The organism is Massilia eburnea (assembly GCF_009720745.1).
Taxonomy (GTDB): domain Bacteria; phylum Pseudomonadota; class Gammaproteobacteria; order Burkholderiales; family Burkholderiaceae_D; genus Rugamonas; species Rugamonas eburnea.
The window spans coordinates 404,505-427,121 of record NZ_WNKX01000002.1; the positions used below are offsets into that span (position 1 = coordinate 404,505).

At 65.2% G+C, this 22,617-nt stretch carries 26 protein-coding genes and 1 tRNA gene; 10 read left to right on the forward strand and 17 right to left on the reverse strand.

Translation table 11 applies throughout. The annotated features are described in order from the left end of the window. Window positions 1-4: 4 nt before the first annotated feature. From bufB to GM658_RS04405, 4 genes are read left to right on the forward strand one after another with little or no spacing between them, the layout of a single operon-like run. Window positions 5-823 (forward strand): MNIO family bufferin maturase, encoded by an 819-nt coding sequence (gene bufB, locus GM658_RS04390; protein ID WP_155452771.1) that lies wholly within the window; start codon window positions 5-7, stop codon window positions 821-823. After that, window positions 820-1,557 (forward strand): HvfC/BufC N-terminal domain-containing protein, encoded by a 738-nt coding sequence (locus tag GM658_RS04395; protein ID WP_155452772.1) that lies wholly within the window; start codon window positions 820-822, stop codon window positions 1,555-1,557. The genes bufB and GM658_RS04395 overlap by 4 nt, the downstream gene beginning before the upstream one ends. Continuing rightward, on the forward strand, window positions 1,550-2,074 hold the full coding sequence (locus GM658_RS04400; RefSeq protein WP_155452773.1) for an alpha/beta fold hydrolase: 525 nt from the start codon (window positions 1,550-1,552) through the stop codon (window positions 2,072-2,074). Before GM658_RS04395 ends, GM658_RS04400 begins: the two co-directional genes overlap by 8 nt. Before the next feature lie 16 nt (window positions 2,075-2,090). Beyond that, a complete protein-coding gene (locus GM658_RS04405) occupies window positions 2,091-2,519 on the forward strand; it encodes a DoxX family protein (RefSeq protein ID WP_155452774.1) in 429 nt (142 codons plus the stop codon). A 95-nt stretch (window positions 2,520-2,614) separates the two neighbouring features. Here the strand turns inward: GM658_RS04405 and GM658_RS04410 are convergent. The 6 genes from GM658_RS04410 to petA all read right to left on the reverse strand — a co-directional run bounded on the left by GM658_RS04410 (window position 2,615) and on the right by petA (window position 6,829). Continuing rightward, window positions 2,615-2,690 (reverse strand) — tRNA-Thr (locus GM658_RS04410). Between the two features lie 26 nt (window positions 2,691-2,716). Further along, the gene (locus GM658_RS04415; RefSeq protein WP_155452775.1) at window positions 2,717-3,202 is read right to left on the reverse strand and encodes a ClpXP protease specificity-enhancing factor; all 486 of its coding nucleotides are present in this window, start codon (window positions 3,200-3,202) and stop codon (window positions 2,717-2,719) included. Between the two features lie 56 nt (window positions 3,203-3,258). Further along, window positions 3,259-3,870 (reverse strand): glutathione S-transferase N-terminal domain-containing protein, encoded by a 612-nt coding sequence (locus tag GM658_RS04420; protein WP_090436157.1) that lies wholly within the window; start codon window positions 3,868-3,870, stop codon window positions 3,259-3,261. Window positions 3,871-3,983: 113 nt separating this feature from the next. Continuing rightward, entirely contained in the window at window positions 3,984-4,748 is a 765-nt protein-coding gene (locus GM658_RS04425; protein ID WP_155452776.1) for a cytochrome c1, read from the reverse strand. A gap of 35 nt (window positions 4,749-4,783) precedes the next feature. After that, on the reverse strand, window positions 4,784-6,217 hold the full coding sequence (locus GM658_RS04430; protein WP_155452777.1) for a cytochrome b: 1,434 nt from the start codon (window positions 6,215-6,217) through the stop codon (window positions 4,784-4,786). Between the two features lie 3 nt (window positions 6,218-6,220). Then, the gene (gene petA / locus GM658_RS04435; protein ID WP_155452778.1) at window positions 6,221-6,829 is read right to left on the reverse strand and encodes a ubiquinol-cytochrome c reductase iron-sulfur subunit; all 609 of its coding nucleotides are present in this window, start codon (window positions 6,827-6,829) and stop codon (window positions 6,221-6,223) included. 203 nt (window positions 6,830-7,032) lie between these two features. Between petA and mscL the strand changes: the two genes are divergently transcribed. Genes mscL through GM658_RS04455 form a run of 4 tightly spaced genes read left to right on the forward strand, consistent with a single transcriptional unit; the run spans window position 7,033 to window position 10,392 of the window. Then, the gene (gene mscL, locus GM658_RS04440) at window positions 7,033-7,455 is read left to right on the forward strand and encodes a large conductance mechanosensitive channel protein MscL (protein WP_155452779.1); all 423 of its coding nucleotides are present in this window, start codon (window positions 7,033-7,035) and stop codon (window positions 7,453-7,455) included. Between the two features lie 30 nt (window positions 7,456-7,485). Beyond that, window positions 7,486-8,622, forward strand: coding sequence for a Do family serine endopeptidase (locus tag GM658_RS04445; protein ID WP_155452780.1), 1,137 nt, complete (start codon window positions 7,486-7,488; stop codon window positions 8,620-8,622). A gap of 1 nt (window position 8,623) precedes the next feature. After that, window positions 8,624-9,319: a DUF2461 domain-containing protein gene (locus GM658_RS04450; RefSeq protein WP_155452781.1), complete on the forward strand. Its 696-nt coding sequence runs from the start codon at window positions 8,624-8,626 to the stop codon at window positions 9,317-9,319. Next, window positions 9,316-10,392 carry a tartrate dehydrogenase gene (locus GM658_RS04455; RefSeq protein WP_170298657.1) on the forward strand — a complete coding sequence of 359 codons (1,077 nt, stop codon included), beginning with the start codon at window positions 9,316-9,318 and terminating at the stop codon, window positions 10,390-10,392. Before GM658_RS04450 ends, GM658_RS04455 begins: the two co-directional genes overlap by 4 nt. Here the strand turns inward: GM658_RS04455 and GM658_RS04460 are convergent. Then, a complete protein-coding gene (locus GM658_RS04460) occupies window positions 10,389-11,144 on the reverse strand; it encodes a LytR/AlgR family response regulator transcription factor (protein WP_155452783.1) in 756 nt (251 codons plus the stop codon). The genes GM658_RS04455 and GM658_RS04460 overlap by 4 nt on opposite strands. After that, the gene (locus tag GM658_RS04465; protein ID WP_155452784.1) at window positions 11,141-12,166 is read right to left on the reverse strand and encodes a sensor histidine kinase; all 1,026 of its coding nucleotides are present in this window, start codon (window positions 12,164-12,166) and stop codon (window positions 11,141-11,143) included. The genes GM658_RS04460 and GM658_RS04465 overlap by 4 nt, the downstream gene beginning before the upstream one ends. Window positions 12,167-12,368: 202 nt before the next feature. On the opposite strand from GM658_RS04465, the gene GM658_RS04470 reads away from it, so the two are divergent. Beyond that, complete coding sequence (locus GM658_RS04470) at window positions 12,369-12,566, forward strand: hypothetical protein (RefSeq protein WP_155452785.1); 198 nt, start codon at window positions 12,369-12,371, stop codon at window positions 12,564-12,566. A 32-nt stretch (window positions 12,567-12,598) separates the two neighbouring features. Next, on the forward strand, window positions 12,599-13,360 hold the full coding sequence (locus GM658_RS04475) for a GIN domain-containing protein (RefSeq protein ID WP_155452786.1): 762 nt from the start codon (window positions 12,599-12,601) through the stop codon (window positions 13,358-13,360). A 24-nt stretch (window positions 13,361-13,384) separates the two neighbouring features. Here GM658_RS04475 and GM658_RS04480 read toward each other — a convergent pair whose 3' ends face one another. From GM658_RS04480 to GM658_RS04520, 9 genes are read right to left on the reverse strand one after another with little or no spacing between them, the layout of a single operon-like run. Beyond that, on the reverse strand, window positions 13,385-14,263 hold the full coding sequence (locus GM658_RS04480; RefSeq protein ID WP_155452787.1) for a LytR C-terminal domain-containing protein: 879 nt from the start codon (window positions 14,261-14,263) through the stop codon (window positions 13,385-13,387). Between the two features lie 9 nt (window positions 14,264-14,272). Next, on the reverse strand, window positions 14,273-15,202 hold the full coding sequence (locus GM658_RS04485; protein WP_155452788.1) for a type II secretion system F family protein: 930 nt from the start codon (window positions 15,200-15,202) through the stop codon (window positions 14,273-14,275). Continuing rightward, window positions 15,199-16,176 (reverse strand): type II secretion system F family protein, encoded by a 978-nt coding sequence (locus GM658_RS04490; RefSeq protein ID WP_155452789.1) that lies wholly within the window; start codon window positions 16,174-16,176, stop codon window positions 15,199-15,201. Before GM658_RS04490 ends, GM658_RS04485 begins: the two co-directional genes overlap by 4 nt. 11 nt (window positions 16,177-16,187) lie before the next feature. Then, the gene (locus GM658_RS04495) at window positions 16,188-17,531 is read right to left on the reverse strand and encodes a TadA family conjugal transfer-associated ATPase (protein ID WP_155452790.1); all 1,344 of its coding nucleotides are present in this window, start codon (window positions 17,529-17,531) and stop codon (window positions 16,188-16,190) included. 12 nt (window positions 17,532-17,543) lie between these two features. Continuing rightward, window positions 17,544-18,719: a CpaE/TadZ family protein gene (locus GM658_RS04500; RefSeq protein ID WP_155452791.1), complete on the reverse strand. Its 1,176-nt coding sequence runs from the start codon at window positions 18,717-18,719 to the stop codon at window positions 17,544-17,546. Between the two features lie 22 nt (window positions 18,720-18,741). Next, window positions 18,742-19,302: a TadE/TadG family type IV pilus assembly protein gene (locus GM658_RS04505; protein ID WP_155452792.1), complete on the reverse strand. Its 561-nt coding sequence runs from the start codon at window positions 19,300-19,302 to the stop codon at window positions 18,742-18,744. Beyond that, window positions 19,292-19,729: a hypothetical protein gene (locus GM658_RS04510; protein ID WP_155452793.1), complete on the reverse strand. Its 438-nt coding sequence runs from the start codon at window positions 19,727-19,729 to the stop codon at window positions 19,292-19,294. Before GM658_RS04510 ends, GM658_RS04505 begins: the two co-directional genes overlap by 11 nt. Then, window positions 19,726-21,129 carry a pilus assembly protein TadG-related protein gene (locus GM658_RS04515; RefSeq protein ID WP_155452794.1) on the reverse strand — a complete coding sequence of 468 codons (1,404 nt, stop codon included), beginning with the start codon at window positions 21,127-21,129 and terminating at the stop codon, window positions 19,726-19,728. Before GM658_RS04515 ends, GM658_RS04510 begins: the two co-directional genes overlap by 4 nt. After that, window positions 21,126-22,496 (reverse strand): type II and III secretion system protein family protein, encoded by a 1,371-nt coding sequence (locus GM658_RS04520; protein WP_155452795.1) that lies wholly within the window; start codon window positions 22,494-22,496, stop codon window positions 21,126-21,128. The genes GM658_RS04515 and GM658_RS04520 overlap by 4 nt, the downstream gene beginning before the upstream one ends. Window positions 22,497-22,617: the final 121 nt, after the last annotated feature.

Consider the following 22,617-nt stretch of genomic DNA (forward strand, 5'->3'; position numbering starts at 1 on the left):
CATCATGCAAGCCCATCGCTTTGGCCTCGGCCTGCGCCGTGAGCACTACCGCGATTTCCTCGAAGGCGATGTCGACGTGGATTTCGTGGAAGTGATCTCGGAGAACTTCATGGTCGCCGGCGGCCAGCCGCGCGATATCCTGCGCCGCGTCCGCGAGCGCCATCCGGTGGTGCTGCATGGTGTGTCGATGTCGCTCGGTTCGGCCGATGGTTTGCGGCCGGACTATCTGGCCCGCCTGTGCGCCCTGGTGGAGGAGATCGATCCGATGTTCGTGTCCGACCACCTGAGCTGGTCGCGCATCGGCAACTTCAACTCGCATGACCTGCTGCCGCTGCCTTACACACAGGAGGCGCTCAACATCATTTGCAACAACATCGACCAGGCGCAGGAAGCGCTGGGTCGTACCATGCTGGTCGAGAATCCCTCCAGCTACCTGACGTATTCCGAATCGACCATGACGGAATGGGAATTCATCTCCGCCATGGCCAAGCGCACCGGCTGCGGCCTGCTGCTGGACGTGAACAATGTCTTTGTCAGCGCCAGCAACCACGGGTTCGATCCGCTCGACTTCCTGCGCGGCATACCGATGAACCGCGTCTGCCAGATTCACCTTGCCGGCCACAGCCAGGGCGACGGCCTGCTGATCGACACGCACGACAGCGCCGTCAACGACGCGGTCTGGTCGCTGTATGCGCAAACCATTTCCCGCTGCGGCCCGGTGGCCACCATGATCGAGCGCGATGGCGACATTCCCCCGCTCGCAGAACTGCTGGCGGAGCTCAATCTCGCGCGCAACCTGGCCGCCCATAAGGAGGCAGCATGAACCTCGCTGACATCCAGGGCGGCTTTCACGCCATGCTTGCCACATCCGCTTCCGGTGCCGGTGTGCCGGATGGTCCGGGCCGCGCGGTCTACCTGAATAACTACCGCGCGCAGCTGGTCGGCTGCCTCGAAGAGAGCTACCCGCTGCTGCGCGCCTTCATCGGTGACGAGGCGTTCCTGCGTGCGGCGGCCTCGCACATCAGCCGCCGCCGGCCGCACGCGTGGACGATCGACGCCTACGCCGACGATTTCTGCGACACGCTGGAGGCAATTTTCCCCGACAACCCCGACCTGCACGAGCTGGCATGGATTGAACATGCGCTCGGCCTGGCTTTCGTCGGCCCCGACTTCGCACCTGTCGCCGCAGAAGCGCTCGCCGCCATCGATTGGGACAATGCAAGCCTGCAGCTGACGCCCACGCTGCACCTGCGCCCCGCCACCACCAACGCAGCCGATCTCTGGTTCGCCCTGCGTGACGGTGGGTCGCCGGAGAGCGAAATGCTGGCCGCCGCCGGCGGCCTGCTGGTATGGCGGCGTGGTTTCATCTCCTGCCTGCGCGCCCTGGACTCGACCGAATACGCCGCGCTGGCGCAGCTTCAGCACGACGGCAGCTTTGTCGGCCTGTGCGCCCTCCTGGTGGAACGCCTCGGCGAAGAGCAAGGCATCATCAGCGCAGGCGCCATGCTGGCCGACTGGCTGGGAAGTGAACTCATTACAGGAGTTGATCATGAATGAAACCCGCCGCCTGTTCCTGCTGTCCGCACTGACTGGACTGGCAGGCACTGCAAGCCTCGCCTTCGCACCGGCGCTTGCCGGCGCCGCACTACCGCTTCACAGCGCAACCGACGCCTTGCGCGCTGTCGCGGCTTCGCAATCCGCCCGCAGCTACCATGCCGCTGGCCCCGAGGAAGGTCGCCCCATCGTACTGGCGCGGAGTCATAGCCAGGATATCGAACGCTACGCCAACGCAGCATCCCTGCTCGCCGCCCAAGGCTACCACGTGCTGGTACCGGCGCTGCGCGATGCTGATCCCGCCGAACTTGGCAAGGACCTGATCGCGTTCATCGACAGCGTGCACATTCCGGAGGCAGTCTTCGTCGGGATAGGCCAGAGCGGTCAAGCCGTGCGTGCCGCCGCCGACCTGCGACGCAGCCGCGTCGTCGGCCTCCTCCAAGTAGAAGACAGCGCAACACCACAACAAATCGCCGACGCCGCAGCCACACTGGTCCGCCAGGGCAAATGGCGTACATGACATCCAGGAGAAAATTATGAATGCCCACATCACCCGTACCATGGCGCGCCTGCTGCCCGACTCGGTGCAACTGCTCGCCGCCCGCCTCGCCGTCGCCGCGATCTTCTTCCTCTCCGGCCGCACCAAGGTCGAAGGCTGGTTCACGCTGAAGAATTCAACGGTCGACCTGTTCCGCTACGAATACATGCTGCCCCTGGTCCCGCCCGAGGTAGCAGCCCCGCTGGCCACTTTCGCCGAACACGCCCTGCCGCTGCTGCTGGTCGCCGGCCTGTTCACCCGCTTCGCCGCCCTCGGCCTGCTCGGCATGACAGCCGTCATCGAAATCTTCGTCTACCCGCAAGCCTGGCCTACCCACCTGAGCTGGGCCGCCCTGCTGCTTCCCCTGCTGGCACAGGGCGCCGGAAACTACTCGCTCGACCATCTGCTGAAGCAGCGCACATCATGACAACCGAAGAAGCCAAAGCCATTCTCTCGCGCTGGTGCGGCGACTATGCGAAAAAAGAAAAAGCCCAGCCGGTGAGGGCTGGGCTTTCAACATACTGGTGCCGGCTGCAGGACTCGAACCCGCCACCTGATGATTACAAATCAACTGCTCTACCTGATGAGCTAAGCCGGCTGTAAAACTGTCGCCGCGATTATACGCTATTTAATGCGCGTGAGGGTCGGGCGGCCACCTTTCTTTGGTGGTTCGCCGCCATCGTCCGGGCCATTGTCGTCGTCGGCGCGCGGTGCTGGTGCGGTCGGGACGGAGGACAGGGTCGGTACGGATGCAATTTCTTCCACTGGCGCGGGCGCTTTCGGTTCGGGCGCCTGGCCCAGCAGCGGTTCGAACGCCATGCCCTGGCCATTTTCGTTGGCGTAGATCGCCATCACATTATTCACCGGCACATAGATTTCGCGCGACACGCCGCCGAAACGGGCGTGGAAATGAATGGCGTCGTTATCCATCTTCAGGCCGGAGGTGGCGCCGAAGCTGATATTCAGGACGATTTCGCCCTTCTTGACGTATTCCATCGGTACCTGGGTCGCTGCGTCGACCTTGACTGCCAGGTAGGGGGTATAGCCGCAATCGGTGCACCATTCGTAGATGGCGCGCAGCATGTAGGGCTTGGTGGAGATTTCTGCCATGTTCAAACTTTAGGTTGCGGCGCGCGCATTGCAAGCGCGCGCCGCAGGGGCCGCAATTAGCGGCGCATTACTTTCTCGGACGGAGTCAGCGCTTCGATGTAGGCAGGGCGCGAGAAGATACGCTCGGCGTACTTCATCAGCGGCGCTGCGGTCTTCGACAGCTCAATGCCGTAATGGTCCAGGCGCCACAGCAGTGGGGCCACGGCCACGTCCAGCATCGAGAACTCGTCGCCCAGCATGTACTTGTTCTTCAGGAACAGCGGAGCCAGGGTGGTCAGGCGGTCGCGGATTTCGGCGCGGGCCTTGTCGTGGCTCTTGTCGTTCGTCTTGTTGCGCTCGCTTTCCAGCGTGTGCACGTGAACGAACAGCTCTTTCTCGAAGTTGAACAGCATCAGGCGGGCGCGGGCGCGCATCAGCGGGTCGGCCGGCATCAGCTGCGGGTGCGGGAAGCGCTCGTCGATGTACTCATTGATGATGTTCGATTCGTACAGGATCAATTCGCGCTCGACCAGGATTGGTACCTGGCCATACGGGTTCATGGTCGAAATGTCTTCCGGCTTGTTGAACAGGTCAACGTCACGCACTTCAAAGTCCATGCCCTTTTCGAACAGGACCAGGCGGCAGCGCTGGGAGAATGGGCAGGTAGTGCCCGAATAGAGAACCATCATTTTCCTAGTTCCTTAGAAACAAAGGGGGCGAGACCGCGAACGGTTCACCCCAGTTGGGCCGCCCGACGAATCTGGCGGCGCAAACACGCGCCGGATAAGCCGGCGCACGCTGATTATTTAACTTCTTTCCAGTACGACGCGTTCAGGCGCCATGCCAGGGTGGCGAAGATGGACATGAAGATCAGTACCCACACGCCCAACTGCTTGCGCTTCTGTGCTGCCGGCTCGGCCATCCACTCCATGTAGCCAACGATGTCGGCGACAGCGGTGTCGTATTCCAGCTTGGTCATGGTGCCCTTCGAGACTTGCTCGAAGCCGGCGAACTTGTGCACCTTCTTGCCGTGTTCATGTGGATCTTCCACTTCTTCGAACTTGGCGGCCTGCACGCCCTGCAGCTCCCACAGCACGTGTGGCATGGCCGCGTTCGGCAGCACCATGTTGTTGAAGCCGGTTGGGCGGTTTTCGTCCTTGTAGAAGGTGCGCAGGTAAGTGTAGATGTAATCGCTGCCGGTGTTCGACGGCGTTGCCTTGGCGCGCGTGATCACGGACAGGTCAGGCGGCACGGTGCCGAACCAGACCTTGGCGTCCTTGGCCGGCATGGCCGTGGTCATCATTTCGCCCACTTTTTCGCCGGTGAACAGCAGGTTGTTCTTGATCTGCTCTTCAGTCAGGCCCAGGTCGCGCAGGCGGTTGTAACGCATGGCCGACGCATTGTGGCAGTTCAGGCAGTAGTTCACGAACAGCTTGGCGCCGTTTTGCAGGGCAGCCATGTTGTGCGAGCGGTCCGGAGCCTTGTCCAGCGGGTAGCCGCCTTCGTTAGCGAAGGCCAGCGCCGGTACCAGGGCCAGCAGGGCCAGCAGTTTCTTGGAAAAGATCATTTATTAGTCCTTTGCTTAGCGTTCTGGTCGTCCGATTAGTGCGCGTGGAATACAACGCGGTCCGGCACCTTCTTGAACGTACCCATTGCGCTCCACCATGGCATCAGCAGGAAGAAGCTGAAGTAGTACAGGGTGGCAATCTGGGCGATGATGGTGCCGACTGGGCTTGGCGGCTGGGTCCCCAGGTAACCCAGGGTTACGAAGGCAATGGCCAGGCCGGCGTACACATACTTGTGCCAGTCAGGACGGTAACGGATCGACTTCACCGGCGAGTGGTCCAGCCATGGCAGGAAGGCCAGGATCACCACGGAACCGCCGAAGAACACCACGCCCCAGAACTTCGCATCCAGCATGCCCGGCATCATGCCGGCAACCATCAGCAGCGCGATCACGCTGACGATGATCTTGACCATGCCAGACAGCTTGGACTTCAGCCACAGGAAGGCGGTGTAGCCAACGATACCGGCCATCAGCACCCACAGGAAGTCCGAGGTGGTGGCGCGCAGCACCGAGTAGAAGGCGGTGAAGTACCAGGTTGGCGCAATGTGCGGCGGGGTCTTCATCGAATCGCCCGGCAGGAAGTTGTTGTATTCCAGGAAGTAGCCGCCCATCTCAGGCGCGAAGAACACAACGGCCGAGAAGATGGTCAGGAACACGGACACGCCGAACAGGTCGTGCACGGTGTAGTACGGGTGCGATGGGATCGAATCGACCGGGTGGCCGTCGGCGCCCAGGTTTTCTTTCACTTCGATGCCGTCCGGGTTGGACGAGCCGACTTCGTGCAGTGCGATCAGGTGGGCAGCCACCAGGCCCAGCAGGACCAGGGGGATAGCGATCACGTGGAAGGCGAAGAAGCGGTTCAGGGTCGCGTCGGACACGACGTAGTCGCCGCGGATCCACAGCGACAGGTCAGGGCCGATCAGCGGAATCGCGCCGAACAGGTTGACAATCACCTGGGCGCCCCAGTACGACATCTGGCCCCATGGCAGCAGGTAACCGAAGAAGGCCTCGGCCATCAGGCACAGGAAGATGGCGAAACCGAACAGCCAGATCAGTTCACGTGGCTTGCGGTAGGAACCGTACATCAAACCGCGGGTCATGTGCAGGTACACGATGATGAAGAAGGCCGATGCGCCGGTCGAGTGCATATAACGCACCAGCCAGCCCCATGGCACTTCGCGCATGATGTATTCCACCGATGCGAAAGCAACCGGTACGCCGCTCAGGTTGAGCGTACCGTCCGGCTTGTAGTGCATGGTCAGGAAGATACCGGTCACGATCTGCAGCACCAGCACCAGCATGGCCAGCGAGCCGAAGATGTACCAGAAGTTGAAGTTTTTCGGAGCGTAGTACTTGCCCCACTGGTCGTTCCACAGTTTGGTCAGCGGGAAGCGGTCATCGACCCAGCCCAGTGCCTTCTGCGCGGCCGGAGCATCGGCCGGGAATTTGGTTTCCTTGAATGCGGCCATGGATTATGCCTCGCCTTTCTCGTCTTTACCGATGACCAGCTTGGTGTCGCCCAGGTACATATGGCGTGGCACTTGCAGGTTGTCAGGAGCAGGTTTGTTCTTGAACACGCGGCCTGCCAGGTCGAAGGTCGAACCGTGGCATGGGCACAGGAAGCCGCCGCCCCAGTTGTCTGGCAGGGATGGCTGAGCGCCAGGGGTGAATTTTTGCGATGGGGAGCAGCCCAGGTGCGAGCAGATGCCCACAGCGACCAGGATTTCCGGCTTGATCGAACGATTGCGGTTGCGGGCATATTCCGGAGTCAGGTCGTCGGGGGTACGCTCGGACTTCGGGTCGGCCAGTTCAGCTTCGTCTTTTGCCAGCGATTCCACCATTTCAGGGGTACGCTTCAGGATCCAGACTGGCTTGCCGCGCCATTCAACGGTTTTCAGTTCGCCGGGCTGCAGCGAGGAGATATCCACTTCCACTGGCGCACCGGCCGCTTTCGCGCGCTCGGAAGGCTGGAAAGTGCTTACCAGGGCGCCCGTAGCACCCAAACCAACCACGCCACCCGCCGCACACGTTGCGACGAGCAGTCCGCGCCGGCTGGAATCGACCTGCTTTTCGATACTCATACTTACCCCAATCAGTAAAAATCTGAAATCTTTATTAAGCGCTAACAAAGCTTCTAGCAACCTTAAATTATAGAGGAGTGCCAAGGCGATTTGAAGCAAAACCTTGCAATTAGCTAATCCATCCCAATGTTGCGCCCCTTGCGTGTTCGATGAATTTGCAGCAAAGTTGATACAAATCCATAAACTTCCTGGGAGAATCTGCTATGGGAATGATGCAAGAATTTAAAGAATTTGCCATGAAGGGCAATGTGATCGACCTGGCGGTCGGTGTCATCATCGGCGCAGCTTTCGGCAAAATCGTCGATTCCCTGGTAGCCGACGTCATCATGCCGCCAATCGGCATGCTGCTGGGCGGCCTGGATTTCGCTAATTATTACGTTCCGCTCAATGGCCAGGCGCACAACCTGGCCCTGGCCGAGGCCAAGAAGCTGGGCGCGGTCATCGCCTACGGCAACTTCTTTACCATCCTGCTGAATTTCGTCATCCTGGCCTTCGTCATCTTCCAGATGGTACGCCTGGTGGCCAAGCTGCGCCGCGCCGAAGCCCCGGCCGCACCGGCAGAACCTGCTCCACCTTCAGAAGATATCGTGTTGCTGCGCGAAATTCGCGATTCTTTGCGAAAATAGGGGTTAAACCCACTTTGTAGCAATAGCGCCATGCGAAAACTCTGGTTATTGTTTGCACAAACGGTGACCATCGCATTGGCACTGTACTTTGTTTATACGGCCGTGCAGCGGCCGGCGCCCCCTGCTGGCGCCCCCGCTGCCGTCGCGGCCAGCCGCAGCAACGTGCCGGCCGATGCCGGCTCTCCCTCCCCCGGCTCCTACCGCAATGCCGCCAGCCGCGCCATGCCGGCCGTGGTGAATATCCTTACTTCCAAGGCCGTGCGCAAGCGCCATCCGCTGTCGCGCGACCCGTTCTTCAAGCGCTTCTTCGGCGACCGCGACGAGGAAGACGACCAGAACAGCCTGGGTTCGGGCGTGATCGTCAGCCCGCAGGGCTATATCCTGACCAATTACCACGTGGTGGAAGGCGCCGACGAAATCCAGGTGGTACTGCCCGATGGCCGCAAGGGCGCCGGCAAACTGGTGGGCTCCGACCCCGAAACCGACCTGGCCGTGGTGCGCATCGAGATGGACAAGCTGCCGGTGGTGGCGATGGGCCAGGTCGAGCAGGCCAAGGTGGGCGACGTGGTGCTGGCCATCGGCAATCCGTTCGGCGTCGGCCAGACGGTCACCATGGGCATTATTTCCGCCCTGGGCCGCAACAACCTGCACATCAACCACTTCGAAAACTTCATCCAGACCGATGCCGCCATCAATTTCGGCAACTCGGGCGGCGCCCTGATCGACACCCAGGGCAACCTGCTGGGGATTAATTCGGCAATCTATTCCCAGACCGGCGGTTCGGTCGGCATCGGCTTTGCGATCCCGGTCAGCACCGCGCGTTCGGTACTGGAGGCCATCATCAAGGACGGCCATGTGGTGCGCGGCTGGATCGGCGTGGAATCGCAGGAAATCACGCCGGAAATGGCGCACAGCTTCGGCCTGGACCGCGACACCGGCGCCATCATCGCCGGCGTGGTGCGCAACGGCCCGGCCGACAAGGCCGGCATGAAGCCCGGCGACATCCTGCTGTCGGTGGACGGCAAGCCGGTCAAGGACACCAATGAAATGCTGAACCTGATCGCCCAGCTCTCGCCGGGCGGCGAGTCAACCCTGCGCATCCTGCGCAAGAGCCGCGAAAGCGAACTCCATCTCACCGTGGGCAAACGCCCCCCAGTCAAGAAATAATATGCACCTGCGCGACCTTACCCGCTACCTGACGGAACTGTCCGAGAACAACAACCGCCCCTGGTTCGTCATGAACAAGCCGCGCTACGACATCCTGCGCGAAGAGTTCCTGGAGCTGGTGACCCAGGTGATCGCGGAGCTGGGCAAGTTCGACGCCCAGGTCAAGTTCTGCAACCCGAAGAAGGCCATGTTCCGCATCAACCGCGACGTGCGCTTTGCCCACGACAAGAGCCCCTACAAGACCCACTTCTCGGCGGCCATCGCGCCGAACGATATGCGCCGCCCCAGCATGGCGGGCGGTCCGACCTGGTACTTCCAGATCAGCCCCGACGGCATCCTGGGCATCGGCGCCGGCGAATACATTCCGCCGCCGCACCGCCTGAAAGCCCTGCGCAACCACATGGTCAATGACGCAGCGGGCTTCAAGAAAGCCTTGAACAACAAGGCGCTGAAGGCGCGCTACGGCTCGATCACGGAGGAGCACAAGCTGCAGCGCCCGCCAAAAGGCTTCGATCCGGAACATGAGCATATTGAATTCATCAAGCTGAAAAGCTTTTTCGTCTACCAGGAGGTGAAGCTGCCGCTGAACAAGCCGGAAGAACTGCTGCCGATGATTGCTGGCGCCTTCAAGGATGCCTGGCCGCTGGTGCAGTGGATGCGCACGGCTCCGGTCGAGGGCGAAGAGGACGCCGCGTGAGCACCCACCGCATCGCCGTCATCGCCGGCGACGGCATCGGCAAGGAAGTGATGCCGGAAGGCTTGCGCGCCCTGCAGGCCGCGGCGGCCCGCTTCGGCCTGCCGCTGGAATTCACCGCGTTCGAGTGGGCCAACTGCGATTATTACTTGCAGCACGGCCAGATGATGCCGGCCGACTGGTTCGACCAGCTGAAAGGCTTCAACGCGATCTACTTCGGCGCCGTCGGCTGGCCGGATGCGGTGCCCGACCATATTTCGCTGTGGGGCTCCCTGCTCAAGTTCCGCCGCGAATTCGACCAGTATGTGAACCTGCGCCCGGTGCGCCTGATGCCGGGCGTGCCCTGCCCGCTGGCGAACAAGAAACCCGGCGATATCGATTTCTATGTGGTGCGCGAAAACACCGAGGGCGAATATTCCGCCGTCGGCGGCCGCCTGTTCGAAAACACCGAGCGCGAAACCGTGCTGCAGGAAGCGGTGTTCACCCGCAAGGGCGTGGACCGCATCCTGCAGTTCGCCTTCGAGCTGGCGCAGTCGCGCCCGAAAAAGCACCTGACCTCCGCCACCAAGTCGAACGGCATCGCGATCAGCATGCCTTACTGGGATGAACGCGTGAAGGCGATGTCGGCCAACTACCCCGACGTGCGCTGGGACCAGTACCACGTCGACATCCTGGCGGCGCGCTTCGTGCTGAGCCCCGAGCGCTTCGACGTGGTGGTGGCGTCCAACCTGTTCGGCGACATCCTGAGCGACCTTGGTCCGGCGTGCGCCGGCACCATCGGCATCGCGCCTTCGGCCAACCTGAACCCGGAACGCACCCTGCCCTCCCTGTTCGAGCCGGTGCACGGCTCGGCGCCGGATATCTACGGCAAGAACATCGCCAACCCGGTGGCCATGATCTGGTCCGGCGCCATGATGCTGGACTTCCTTGGCAACGGCGACGAACGCTACGCACAGGGCCACGATGCCATCATGCGCGCCATCGAGACCGTGCTGGTGCAAGGTCCGCGCACGCCCGACATGGGCGGCACGGCATCCACCACCGAGATGGGCACGGCCATCGCGGCCCTGGTTTAAGCGCCCAGCAGGGATTTCACGGCCGGCAGGTGGCGCTCGCTGACCGGCACCCGGTCGCCGCAGCGCAGAACCAGCTGGCTGCCCCCTTCGGCATCGCGTTCCAGTGCGGCGACCTCGCTCACCCGCACCAGGGCACGGCGGTGCACGCGCAGGAAGCAGGCCGGGTCCAGGTGCTGCTCCAGCCGCGCCAGCGGAACACGGTGCAGCACACGCCGCTGCGCCAGGCGCAGTTCGACGTAATTGCCCGCCGCCTCGATCCACAGCACCTCATCCACCTGCACGCACTCGATGCGGCCGACCGAACGCACGTTAAGCTGCTGCAGGTGGGCCGGCTCCGGCGCGGCAAAGGCGCGCATGGCGCGGGCATAGGCGGCGCGCTGGCGTTGTTCCAGCATGGCGGCTGCGCGCGCCAGCGCCTGCGCCAGGCGCTGGTCGTCGAAGGGCTTGAGCAGGTAGTCCAGCGCGTGCACTTCGAATGCTTCGATCGCATGCTCGTTGTAGGCAGTGGCGAAAATCACCAGCGGCGGCTCTTCCCGCTGCGCCAGCTCGCGCGCCAATGCCAGTCCAGTTTCCTGCGGCATCTGGATATCAAGGAACACCACGTCCACCTCCAGCGCCGCCAGCGCTGCGCGGGCCGCGGCGGCACTGGCGCATTCCCCCGCCACTTCCCAGCCGGCGTGCGCCGCCAGCCCGTAGCGCAGGTTGATGCGGCCGGGTTCTTCGTCGTCGACGATCAGGGCGCGGATCTTCATGCGGCAAAGTACATCGGCATATGGATGTCGGCGACAAAGCGGCCATCGGCCCGTCCGGTGCGCAATTCGGCGCCGGCGCCGCAGGCCATGCGCAGGCGGGCCTCGATATTGCGCAAGCCCATGCCCAGGCCGGGATTGGGCGGCACCTGGTGCACCGAATTGCTGATGTGGATGTGCAGCATGCCGCCCTGCGCGGCGAAACGCAGCTGGATATCGCCGGCGCCATCGTGGCAATCGAGGTCGTGGCGCAGGGCGTTTTCCACCAGCGGCTGCAGCAGCAATGGCGGGCAATCGGCGGCCAGCACGGCGCCGCTGTCGCCTTCAATCGTCACCCGCAACCGTTCGCCGTAGCGCATGGATTGCAGCGCCAGGTAGTCGCGCACGAATTGCAGCTCCTCTGCCAGCGTCACCCAATCGCGCGAGCTGGCCGCCTGGGCGTAGCGCAGCAGGCCGCTCAAGCGGCTGATGGCGCTCAGGGTGGCGCCCTTGTCGTCCATCCGCACCAGGGCGCTGACCGCATTCAGCGCATTGAACAGGAAATGCGGTTCGAGCTGGCCGCGCAGGGACGCCAGGCGCTGCTGCTCCAGCTCCAGCCGCAGCGACAGGTTGTCCGTTTCGCGGGCCCGCTGCAGCTGCCAGATACGTATGCCGCTGATGGTCACGAAGGTGAAAGTGGTCCAGGTCCACTCGACGAAGAGGCCGGACAGGTTCATTTTCTGAAGCTGCGCGACAAACAGGTATTCGAGCGGCAGGAACAATACCATCACCAGCAGGTAGGTCCGCCCCACTTTGCGCGGCGTGGCCAGCGCCTGCGGCCAGCGTTGCAGTACCGCCCACAGCACGGCGCTGAAGACCACCATCAGTCCATGCATGCTGGTCCAGTTGGCGAACAGCTCGGTAAAAGACGGGTTGGCGCCCCGCTGCAGCAGCGCGCCATAGGAAGCCAGGGCGCCCGAGGCGCAAATGGCGCTCCAGGCCAGCAGGCTGGCGCCGAGGATACGTAGGAAATGCAAGGTTCTCATGGCTGGAGAGTATATCGCCCCCTTGCCAGGGCGGCGATGGCCCCTGTCACACGGGCTTCCCGCTTCGTCACACCGCCTTTATTGCATTTCAAGTCGCCATTTCTGCATTTCGTCGCACACCGGTAGTGCTGGACACCGCACATATCTATAGTTCAATCAACGAAACGCGAAATGAACTTAACCCAACCGAACGGAGAGCAAAATGAACATCGCCAAAAACATGGAATACATCTTCCTCGCAGTCGTAGCCGTCGTCAGCGCCACCGGCTTTGCAACCGCAGCCACCCCGCTGAAACACAGCGCACCAGCCGCCGTTGTCGCCAAGGCCGAAGCCAAGGGCATGCCAGTGGTGACCGTCACCGCCAAGCGCCTGACCGCTGCTGAAAAAGCTGCACTGTAATCCGAAGCAAACCGAACTCACGGAGCCAAGACATGAAAAAGATTTTCACCGCCACGATGATGACCGCAGTAATGCTCGCCGCCGGCGGCGCAGCGCACGCGGACGAAACCATCACCGAAGCGCGCACTGTCGACGGCCGTACCGTGAAAGTAGTACTCGATGGCGTGGTAGACCTGAAGCTGAAGCAAGGCGCACCGGCACTGGTGCTCTCCGGCGACAAGCGCTACCTGGAAAAGATTACGGTGACGCAGAGCGGCGATACGATCCGCATCGGCACCGAGAAGCTGAACGGCTTCCACATCGGCAGCTACAACCTGAAGGCGGAACTGACGCTGCCGCAATTGCGCGAACTGGTTTCCGCCGGCGTCGGTTCGGCGGAAGTGAAGGGCTTTGACGGCGACGAAGTTCGCCTCGCCCTGGACGGCGCGGGCGCCGTGAACGTGTCCTCGCACTTCAAGAAGGTCGATGTGCGCCTGTCCGGCGTCGGCCACATGAATGTCAGCGACACCAGGGCCGACGTGGTGGACCTGAATCTGAAAGGCGCTGGCGAGATTTCCATCTCCGGCCAGAGCAAGCAACTGTTCGCAAAGCTGGGCGGCATCGGCAGCCTGGATGCGAAGCAGCTGCAAAGCGATAGCGTGGACGCCGACATGACCGGCCTTGGCAGCGCCACCTTCAACGCAAAGACTTCCGCCAACCTGCGCCTCTCCGGCATGGGTTCGGCAACGGTGTACGGCAAGCCGGCCAACCGCCAGTCGACGGCGCGCGGCCTGGGCAGCGTCTCCTGGAACTGATTTCCCACCAACTCGTGAGTTGTTTCACGGTGCTTGCCGCCTGCTAACCGCGGGCGGCTTTTTTATTTCCGCGTCCCGCCCCAGCACGATGCGCAACTGCGGTTCGCCGCTGCCGCGCACTTCCACCCGCGTCTCCTGCACGTTGAAGGGAATCGTGTTGGTCAGGCGTACTACCTGCATGCCCTGCGCCCTCAGGCGCTGCGCCACGGCGGCGGCCATGCCGCGGATGCCGTTGCCGTTGCTGACCTCAAGCCGTGGCAGCGCACTTGCCGCTGCGGTCGCCGGCGCCATCGCCGGCGCCGCCCGTTCCGGCGCAACCGGCTGCCGGGCCCCCGCACGCTCCACGCGTGCCACCTCGACCATCCCAGCATGCACCTGCCGCACCTCGACCTGCGCCATCCCGGCCGGCCACAAGTCGCCGCCCTGTGCCGCGCGCGACGGACTGCCCGTCAAGCCGCCTGGCGTGCCGCTGCCGGCAACGTCGGAGGCCGGGCCGGCTTCACCGCGCCCGCCCGCCGCCTCCCGCAGGGTGCGCGCATGGCGCATAGCCTCCACCGCACGGCCCGTCTCACCCATTGCCTCCATCAGTGCCGCCAGCCTTTCCCATGCGACCGCACTGGATGGCTCCAGCAGGCAGGCGCGTTCCAGCGCGGCCTGCGCCTGCTCCAGCTGGCCGCCGAGGTAATAGGCGTAGCCAAGGTCGCCAAGCGAGGCCGCGCTGGGGGCGCGCTGCACGCCTTCCTCCAGCAATGCAATGGCTTCCGCATAGCGCCCCTCGCCGGCCAGCGCGGACGGCGCCGGCCGGACGGCGCTTACCGCCGGCGCGGAGGGAGCCGGTGGCAACACAGGCATGCTGCACGCCGCCAGCATCCCGGCACAGGCAGCGATCATGGTCTTGCGCATATCAGCCTCCTATCGCCCGGCATGCACGGCGGGCAGCAGCACAGTCTTCATCTGGATCGACGCTGGCCCCAGCAACACGATCATCAGCGCCGGAAAGATGCAGAAGATCAGCGGGAACAGCAATTTGAGCGCCACCTTGGCTGCAGCCTCCTGCGCGACGACTGCGCGCTTGCGCCGCAAATTGTCCGCATGCACACGCAAGGATTCCCCCATGCTGGTGCCGAAGCGCTCGGCCTGCACCAGCATCGCCACCAGCGCGTCGACATCCTCCACGCCGGTGCGCAGGGCAAAGTTGCGCAAGGCCCGCTCCTTGCTGAATCCGGCCCGCATTTCCATCAGCACCAGTTGCAGCTCTTGCGCCAGCGCCAGGCTCTTGATGTGGATCTCGCCCGCCACTTTGGCCAGGGCGCGTTCCATGCTCAGGCCGGCCTCGACGCAAATGGTCAGCAAATCGAGCGCGTCAGGCAGGCTTTCGAAGATGTCGCGCTGGCGTTGTTCCGCGCGGCGGGCCAGGGCGCCATTCGGCAGGTAGTAGCCAATGGCTGCGCTGGCGCACAGCAAGAGCAGCAAGTTGCTGCTGCGCCCCGCAGCCAGCAAAGCCACCAGCGCAGGCATGCCCAATGCCAGCAGCGTCTTGGCCGCGAAATACAGTTTGGGCGCTGCAGCCTGGCGCCAGCCCGCATTCATGAAACGCGTCCGCAGCGCCGACTGCTCCCAGCCCTCTTCCGGCAGCGAGAGGCGGCTGAACGGCTCCGCCACCCGCGCCACCTTCTCGATCCACTCGCCCTGGCCCGGCGCAGGCGCCGCATCGGCACTGCCGGACATGGACTTCAGGCGCTCGCGCAGCGGCCCGCTGGACAGGGCCTGCATCGCCCACCATGCCAGTCCCGCCACGACGGCGAACACCAGCAACAGGAACAGGATGTCCGTGGCCTTCATACCCGGATCCTGACAATCTTGCGCATCCACAGCATGCCGGCCACCACGGCGCAGCCGGCATACCACAGCAGGCGCTGGCCGCTGGGGTCGTGCCACAGCACACTGCTGTATTGGGGATTGGTCAGCTGCATGGCCGCCATCAGGCCAAGCGGCATCAGCGTCAGCACCCAGGCCGACAGGCGCCCCTCCGCCGACGACACCCGCACCTGCGCCAGCAGCTGCAGCCTGGCGCGCGTCATGCGCGACACGTTATCCAGCAGCTCGGCCAGGTTGCCGCCCGATTCGCGCTGGATCAGCACCGCGATCACCAGGTAGCGCAAGTCGGTCAGCGGCACGCGCTCCGCCAGTTGATGCAGGGCGTCCTGCATGGTGACGCCGAAATTGACTTCTTCGTAGGTGGCGCGGAATTCGCCGCCCAGCGGATCGGCCACCTCGTCGCCCGCCATCTGCATCACGTTGGCGAATGAGTGGCCGGCGCGCAGGGCGCGCGCCAGGAAGTCGGCCATTTCCGGCAACTGGTTCTCGATGCGGCGCACCCGTGCGGCGCGCGCGCGCAGCAGCACGGCGCACGGTGCGGCGAGGCACAGCGCCGCCGTGATGACGGCGGGCAGCGCCGGCAAATGCAGCAGCACCGGCAGCAGCAGCGCCGCCAGCGCTGCCGCGCCCTGCAAAAGGAGGAAGCGTCCAACCTGCCAGCGCAAGCCCGATTGCAGCAGCAGGCGGTCCAGCATCGCCGCCTGCGGCAGGCGCCGCAGCAGCGCGTCCAGGCCGGCCGCGCCGGCATAGCGGCGCTCCTTGAGGATGCTGATGCCGCCCCCGGCGCCATCGGTACGGCCCGACATCAGACGCAGCCGGCGCGCCACGCGGCGCGCGCCGTTGCCATGGCTGTTGCTCCACCACAGCCAGGCGCCTTCGCACAGGCAGATCACGGCGGCGAACAGCAAGACGGAAAAGCCGGTCCAGGCGAAGTCCATGGCGCCTCCTTTTATTCGTACACCCTGCCGGGATCGAACAGGCTGTCCGGCACCGGCACGCCGAACATGCGCAGCCGGTCGGCAAAGCGCGGCCGCACGCCGGTGGCGTAGTAGTGGCCCTGCACCCTGCCCTGCGCGTCCACCCCGGTCTGTTCGAAGTGGAAGATCTCGTGCATGGCCACGGTGTCGCCCTCCATGCCCGTCACTTCCTGCAGGCTGACCAGCTTGCGCGCACCGTCGGTCAGGCGCGACAGCTGCATCACCACCGTGATGGCGGAGCAGATCTGCTGGCGCGCCGTGCGCGGCGTCAGGTTGGCGCCGGCCATGCCGACCATGCTTTCCAGCCGCGCCAGCGCGTCGCGCGGCGAGTTGGCGTGGATGGTGGCAAACGAACCTTCGTGGCCGGTGTTCATGGCCTGCAGCATGTCGATCGCCTCCGCGCCGCGCACCTCGCCCAGGATGATGCGGTCGGGCCGCATGCGCAGCGCGTTGCGCACCAGGGCGCGCTGCGTCACCTCGCCCTTGCCTTCGACATTCGGCAGGCGCGTTTCGAGGCGCACGATGTGCGGCTGGCGCAGCTGCAATTCCGCTGCGTCCTCGATGGTGACGATGCGCTCCGCGGCGGGGATGAAGCCGGACAGCACATTGAGCAGCGTGGTCTTGCCACTGCCCGTGCCGCCGGAGATCAGCACGTTCAGGCGCGCCTGGCCCAAAGCTTTCAGCACTTCCGCCATGGGCGGCGTCATGCTCTTGAACTCGAGCAGCTTCTCCATCGACAGCGGCTGCGCCGAAAAGCGGCGGATCGACAGGATCGGGCCGTCCACCGCCAGCGGCGGGATGATGGCGTTGACGCGCGAGCCGTCCGGCAGGCGCGCGTCCACCATCGGGCTCGATTCGTCGACGCGGCGGCCCACGCGCGAGACGATCTTTTCGATGATCTTCATCAGGTGCGTGTTGTCGTGGAAGGTGATGCCGGTCAGTTCCAGCCGGCCGGTGCGCTCGACGTAGACCTGGGCATGGGTATTGACCAGGATGTCCGACACGCCGGGATCGGCCAGCAGGGGTTCCAGCGGACCAAAACCCAGCATCTCGTTCTGGATGTCCAGCACCAGTTTATGGCGCTCGCCCTGGTTCAGCACAATGCGTTCATCGTCCACGATGCGCGCCACCAGCAGCGCCAGTTCGTGCTTGAACTGTTCGGGCGTCAGGCGCTTCAGCCGTTCCAGGTCGATGCGCTCCAGGATCATCTGGTGCATGGACTTTTTCAGCTCCTGGTAGGCGCCGTCGGCCATGGCCGGGGCGCTGGGCGCCGGCTGCGCATCCTCGCCCAGGGCCAGGCGTTCTCGCAAACTCATGGCAAGCTCCTCTCAATGTTCCGCCTCGGCGCGGCCGAACAGGCGGTCGAACAAACCCTTGCTCTCGGGCAGGCGGCGCTCGGTCACCGCTTCCACCAGCTCCGCCAGGCTGCGCGCCACCGGGCTATGGCGCGCCAGCTGCAGCAGGGGGATGCCCTGGTTGACCGAGTCGGTGGCGGACAGGTAATCGTTGGGCACCGTGTGCAGTACTTCGGCGCCCAGCGCCTGTTCCAGGTCGGCCAGGCGCAGCTTGCCGCCCTTCTCGTAGCGGTTGACGATCAGGCGCGTGCGCCCGGCCGGGTAGCCCAGGGAGCGGAAGATGTCGAGCAGGCGGCGGCCGTCGCGGATGTCGGGCAGGGCCAGTTGCAGCACCGGGTAGATGGCGTCGGCCTGGTCCAGCGCGCGCAGCGACAGGGCGTCGATCTGGCGTCCCACGTCCAGCAGCACGTAGTCGTAATGCTGGCGCGCCACGCGCAGGATGGCGTCGATGTGGTCCGGCTTCATCTGCATCGCCATGGTCGGGTCGTCGGCCGCGCCCAGCACGCCGTAGCCGGGCGCCACGTGCACCAGGCAGGACTCGAGGAAAGCGGCATCCAGGCGGCCGATCTGGCTGCAGATATCGGACAGGGTCATGGCCGGCTTCTGGTCCGACACGTAGAGCGTGGCGTCGCCGAACTGGCCGTGCAGGTCCAGCAGCAGCACCTTGCGCCCGGCCAGCGCCGCCAGCGCATAGCCGAAATTGGTGGCCAGGAAGGTGGCCCCGCTGCCGCCCTTGCAGGACATGAAGGCCAGCGCCTTGCCCTCGCGCACGGCCGTCACGCCGCGCTCGATCTCGATGCGGTCCAGCGCCTCGTGCAGGGCGCGGTGCACCAGCGGCAGCGGCAGCACTTCGCGCATGCCGACACGCATGGCCCGGATCAGCAGTTCATGCTGCGGCGCCCGCGTCAGCAGGATGAAGGAAGCGTCCGGATAATGGCGCGCCAGGGATTCCAGCAATTGCGCCTGGGGCGGCTCCACTTCGCTGGCATCGAACAGCACCAGCTCCGGCGGCGCCGGCAGCACGCGCTCGACCGCATCGCGCAAGTCGCGCCGGCCGGCCGACAGCTGCAAGGCCGGCAGGCGCGCCGAGCCCTGTGCCGCCAGCTCCGCCTGCAACCGCTCGTCATTGCTGATCAACAGCGCTTTCATGGAACCTCCTTTGCACGATGATTCAGGGGCAGGGCAACTGGCCCGGTCCATAGCCAAGCGATTCAGCCGGCACCAGGGCGCCGGCGGGCGGCATCTGCTCCGGCACCGGCACCATGGGCAGCAGCGGCTGGTAAGCCAGGCGCGGACAGTCGGCGCCGCTGCCGCACAGGCGCACGCGCACGAAGCTGATGCAGCTGGAACTATGCTGGTCGCGTGCGCAGTTGATGCGGTTGGCCACCGGGCAGGCCGGCAGCAGGGGCAGCGGCGCCAGGTTGCCGCCGGCGTCTTGCCACAGGTATTCGATGCGCAGGTTGGCGCTGCCCACGTTCGCCGCCAACGGCAGCGGGCTGTCGTCGCTGCGGAACAAGGCGGCCTGGCGCAGCGACTGCAAGGCGGCGGCGTCGGTGAAATCGGCGATCGCCGCAGCGCGCGCGGCGCGGCGCGCCACTTCAGGCAGCGCGTTCCAGACAAATAGCAGGCGGCCGTACTCGATCGTGGCGAACAGGAAGGGGATCAGCAGCAGGCACACCAGGCCGAATTCAACACTGGCCAGGCCGCGCTGGCGGCACGCCTTAGTTATCACGGTTGACCTCCGCGTAGGACGAGACCTGGGTCGGGTAGTCGTTGGGGTACAGCGTGTCGTGGAACAGGACCACTACCTGCACCCCGGCCTTGGCTGGCGTCGTGGCCGGCGGCAGGCTGGCGCATGGCCCTGGATCGCACAGGAAATCCACCTGCAGGCCGCTCACATCGACACTGGCGGCGGCCAGCGTTTCGTCCACCAGGTTTCTTGCCGCCGCCAGCGCTATGCCGCGCTGTGCCGCGTCGTGCAGGATCTCCAGCGGCACTGCAGCCAGGTAGCGGGCCGCTGCGCTGGCAGCACGGTCGACGGCAGCGCAGTCGAGCGCCAGCCGCCCGCAATGGACAAAGGCCACCAGCAGCGAGGTGGTGGCGAACATCACCAGGGCCGCTTCGATGGCGGCGATGCCCCGGCAGCGCAGGCGCTTCATTGCACAAGCTCCACGTCGGTCGCCAGCGCGGCCAGCTCTTTCGCGCTGAGGATGCCGGCAAATTCGCCCGGCACTTCGCTGGCCGAGGCCTGGGCCGTCAGCAGGAAGCGCGCCACCGCCAGCACGGTGCCGTCAACTGCGCTGCCGGCGGCAATGGGGCAGGACAGCAGCGGTACGTAGAGCAGGCGCCGGTCCTTGCGGCTCGGAGTGCCGGCGCTGGGCTGGGTGATCAGGCCCTGGTACGGCGGCGAGCTGCTCGACCAGACCGTTGCCGTCATGCTGAAGCCTGGACTGGAGGGGTACAGGACGCCCCACTTGCTGAACGCGAAATTGCCGTTGCTGGACTGGCGCGCCGGTCCATATGCCCACAGCGTGCCGTACTGCGCCGGCGGCACGGCCGGCAGCGGCGCTGCGTTGTCGGCGATCGTCATCAAGGGCTTGCCTGCGGCCGGCGTGCTGGAAGCGGCAGAAGCTTGCGGCGGATTGCTGCTCATCCAGCTGGCCTGGCTGCCGCGGAATTCGCGCACATTGGTGTCGGCCGGCGCCGCGTAGCGGTCGCAGGCATCGCTGCCGCCATACACGCCAAAGCGGGAATTGAGCTGGCGCCACAGGCCGAACGCACTATTGCGGCGCAGGTGCAGCCGTCCCGCCAGGGAGGCATAAGCCAGTTTGCCGATACACATGAACGGCGCAACCTGGCTGTCGTCGGTGCTGGCGGCCGCCGCAGGGGCGCCTGGCGCGCTGACCGGGTCGACCAGGAAATATTCACCGCTATCCGCGCCTGCCGCCGGATTGAGCGCCAGCAGGTTGTAGCCGACGCCGAAACGGAAGCCGTACTGCACCTGTTCCAGCGCCGAACTGCCGTTGTCGCGCGTTGCGGCCGGCGTGCTGCTCGGCGCGCAGATGGCGAAAGGCAGCACACGCAAGCCGTTCGGGCCGGCGACTGCGCGCGCGCCGACGGTGGTGGCATCGCGCACGCCCAGCAGGTTGCCGAAGATGGCCGGCAGGCTGGTGTAGTCTGCGCCCAGCGCCGCCATGTCGGCGCGCACGTAGCGCAGCCCGGCCGGCGCCGCCGCTGCGCTGGCGTAGTCCAGCCAGGGACCGGCCGCATCGCCGGCAAAGGAGAGCGCGCCGGTGTTCAGCGCCACATTGCCAACGCCGCGCACCTGACGGCTGCTGGCCGTTTGCTGCGCCTTGCTGAAGGCTGCGGCGATGCCCCCCGCCGTGCCATCGAGCTGCTGCGCAGCGCCCAGCGCCACGCCGTCGGCGACCTGCTGCAACTGGGCCTGGCGCTGGAAAGCCAGCGCCAGTTCCAGCGCCAGCCCGCACAGGCCGACAGCGACCGGCAGTGTGAACGCCGCCATGATGGCGACCGAGCCGCGTTGGCGCCGGCGCTTCATTTCTTTTCTCCCGCACTCTCCGGCGCCGGCTCGCTGAAGGACTTGCGGTAGCGCGCCTGCGCCGCTGCCGCAGCCGTGCCATCGAGTCCGGCGCCCTCGCCTTCCGGCTTGACCAGGTGGGCGGTGATCACGAACAGCAGTTCGCTGCGCTCGTTCTGGAAGTCGGTGCTGCGGAACAGCGCGCCCAGCACCGGGAGATCGCTGAGGAAGGGCACGCCTTTCATGCTGTTGACCGTGCTGTGGCGGATCAGGCCCCCGATGGCGAAGCTCTGGCCATCCTGCAGCTGCACCGTGGTGCTGGCGCGGCGCGTGGTAACCAGGGGGAAGATGGCGCGTCCGTTGAAAGCGCCGGTGCTGACGCCGATGCCGTCGCGCGACAGCTCCGACACTTCCGGCGCGACCTTGAGGTTGATGCGGCCGCCGGCCAGCACGGTTGGCGTGAACTTGAGGCCGACGCCGAATTCCTTTTCCTCCAGCGTGATGCGGTTGTTGTCCTGCGCCACCGGCACCATGACCTTGCCGCCAGCCAGGAAGCTGCCCTCCTGCCCGCTCATCGCCATCACGGTGGGCTCGGCCAGGATACGCACCTGGCCATCCTGCTTCTCGGCGTCCAGGCGCAGGAAGCTGCCATTGCTCTTGTTCAGCGACATGCCGCCGCCCAGGGTGCCGCTCAGGAAGTCCGCCAGCAGCATGGCGCTCCAGCTGCCGCTGGCGTGGCGCAGCGACAGGCCGGCCTCCAGCCTGTCAAGCAGGGTCTTGGACACTTCCGCCACTTTCACTTCCAGCTTGACCTGCTGCGGAGCGCTGACCGCCAGCAGGTTGACCAGGCGCGCGCCCGGCGGCGCCGGCTGCGGCGGCGCGCCGTCCTTGCGCTCCAGCGGCTGCGGTGCGCGGCGCAGGAAAGCCTGCGCCAGGTCCAGCACCTGGGCCAGGGTGGCGCCGTCGCTGACGCTGCCGCTCAGGGCGATGGCGTCGGCGGCGGCCGTGACCTTGATGCCGTGTTCCTGCGGCAGCAGCTCGTCCAGGCTGGCGCGCAGCGGCGACACGTCCAGCCCGACGGCTACCTCCACCACGCTGCAGGCGCCGCTCCTGCCTTGCACGATCAGGTTGGTGCTGCCGATTTCGGCGCCCACCAGGTAGAGCGTATCGGGCGCCACCAGGGTTGCCTGCAGCACGTGCGGGTTGCCGATGCTGCGCCCGTTCACTGCGTCGGGCAAGCGCATCAGGGTGGATTTGCCCAGTTCCAGCGCCAGTTTGCCCGGCACGGCGGGCGCGCCCGTGCAGCGCAAGTTCTCGCTATGGGCGGCGGGGACGGCCAGGGCCAGGAGGGCCAGCGCGGCTGGCAGGCAGATGGATGCGGGTCGCATGGCGCCTCCTCACAGGCATTCCTTGCTGCTGCGGTTGCCGTCGATGACGCCGATGCAGTAGCGCGCCGGCTCGGCCGACGTCGCTGCGCGCGCCAGCCGTGGGGCCGCCGCCGGCGCTGGC

Excerpts from the sequence above, each read along its gene's own strand:
- bufB (WP_155452771.1), top strand. The coding sequence starts at position 5 with ATGCAAGCCCATCGCTTTGGCCTCGGCCTGCGCCGTGAGCACTACCGC.
- GM658_RS04395 (WP_155452772.1), top strand. The coding sequence starts at position 820 with ATGAACCTCGCTGACATCCAGGGCGGCTTTCACGCCATGCTTGCCACA.
- GM658_RS04400 (WP_155452773.1), top strand. The coding sequence starts at position 1,550 with ATGAATGAAACCCGCCGCCTGTTCCTGCTGTCCGCACTGACTGGACTG.
- GM658_RS04405 (WP_155452774.1), top strand. The coding sequence starts at position 2,091 with ATGAATGCCCACATCACCCGTACCATGGCGCGCCTGCTGCCCGACTCG.
- GM658_RS04415 (WP_155452775.1), bottom strand. The coding sequence starts at position 3,202 with ATGGCAGAAATCTCCACCAAGCCCTACATGCTGCGCGCCATCTACGAA.
- GM658_RS04420 (WP_090436157.1), bottom strand. The coding sequence starts at position 3,870 with ATGATGGTTCTCTATTCGGGCACTACCTGCCCATTCTCCCAGCGCTGC.
- GM658_RS04425 (WP_155452776.1), bottom strand. The coding sequence starts at position 4,748 with ATGATCTTTTCCAAGAAACTGCTGGCCCTGCTGGCCCTGGTACCGGCG.
- GM658_RS04430 (WP_155452777.1), bottom strand. The coding sequence starts at position 6,217 with ATGGCCGCATTCAAGGAAACCAAATTCCCGGCCGATGCTCCGGCCGCG.
- petA (WP_155452778.1), bottom strand. The coding sequence starts at position 6,829 with ATGAGTATCGAAAAGCAGGTCGATTCCAGCCGGCGCGGACTGCTCGTC.
- mscL (WP_155452779.1), top strand. The coding sequence starts at position 7,033 with ATGGGAATGATGCAAGAATTTAAAGAATTTGCCATGAAGGGCAATGTG.
- GM658_RS04445 (WP_155452780.1), top strand. The coding sequence starts at position 7,486 with ATGCGAAAACTCTGGTTATTGTTTGCACAAACGGTGACCATCGCATTG.
- GM658_RS04450 (WP_155452781.1), top strand. The coding sequence starts at position 8,624 with ATGCACCTGCGCGACCTTACCCGCTACCTGACGGAACTGTCCGAGAAC.
- GM658_RS04460 (WP_155452783.1), bottom strand. The coding sequence starts at position 11,144 with ATGAAGATCCGCGCCCTGATCGTCGACGACGAAGAACCCGGCCGCATC.
- GM658_RS04465 (WP_155452784.1), bottom strand. The coding sequence starts at position 12,166 with ATGAGAACCTTGCATTTCCTACGTATCCTCGGCGCCAGCCTGCTGGCC.
- GM658_RS04470 (WP_155452785.1), top strand. The coding sequence starts at position 12,369 with ATGAACATCGCCAAAAACATGGAATACATCTTCCTCGCAGTCGTAGCC.
- GM658_RS04475 (WP_155452786.1), top strand. The coding sequence starts at position 12,599 with ATGAAAAAGATTTTCACCGCCACGATGATGACCGCAGTAATGCTCGCC.
- GM658_RS04480 (WP_155452787.1), bottom strand. The coding sequence starts at position 14,263 with ATGCGCAAGACCATGATCGCTGCCTGTGCCGGGATGCTGGCGGCGTGC.
- GM658_RS04485 (WP_155452788.1), bottom strand. The coding sequence starts at position 15,202 with ATGAAGGCCACGGACATCCTGTTCCTGTTGCTGGTGTTCGCCGTCGTG.
- GM658_RS04490 (WP_155452789.1), bottom strand. The coding sequence starts at position 16,176 with ATGGACTTCGCCTGGACCGGCTTTTCCGTCTTGCTGTTCGCCGCCGTG.
- GM658_RS04495 (WP_155452790.1), bottom strand. The coding sequence starts at position 17,531 with ATGAGTTTGCGAGAACGCCTGGCCCTGGGCGAGGATGCGCAGCCGGCG.
- GM658_RS04500 (WP_155452791.1), bottom strand. The coding sequence starts at position 18,719 with ATGAAAGCGCTGTTGATCAGCAATGACGAGCGGTTGCAGGCGGAGCTG.
- GM658_RS04510 (WP_155452793.1), bottom strand. The coding sequence starts at position 19,729 with ATGAAGCGCCTGCGCTGCCGGGGCATCGCCGCCATCGAAGCGGCCCTG.
- GM658_RS04515 (WP_155452794.1), bottom strand. The coding sequence starts at position 21,129 with ATGAAGCGCCGGCGCCAACGCGGCTCGGTCGCCATCATGGCGGCGTTC.
- GM658_RS04520 (WP_155452795.1), bottom strand. The coding sequence starts at position 22,496 with ATGCGACCCGCATCCATCTGCCTGCCAGCCGCGCTGGCCCTCCTGGCC.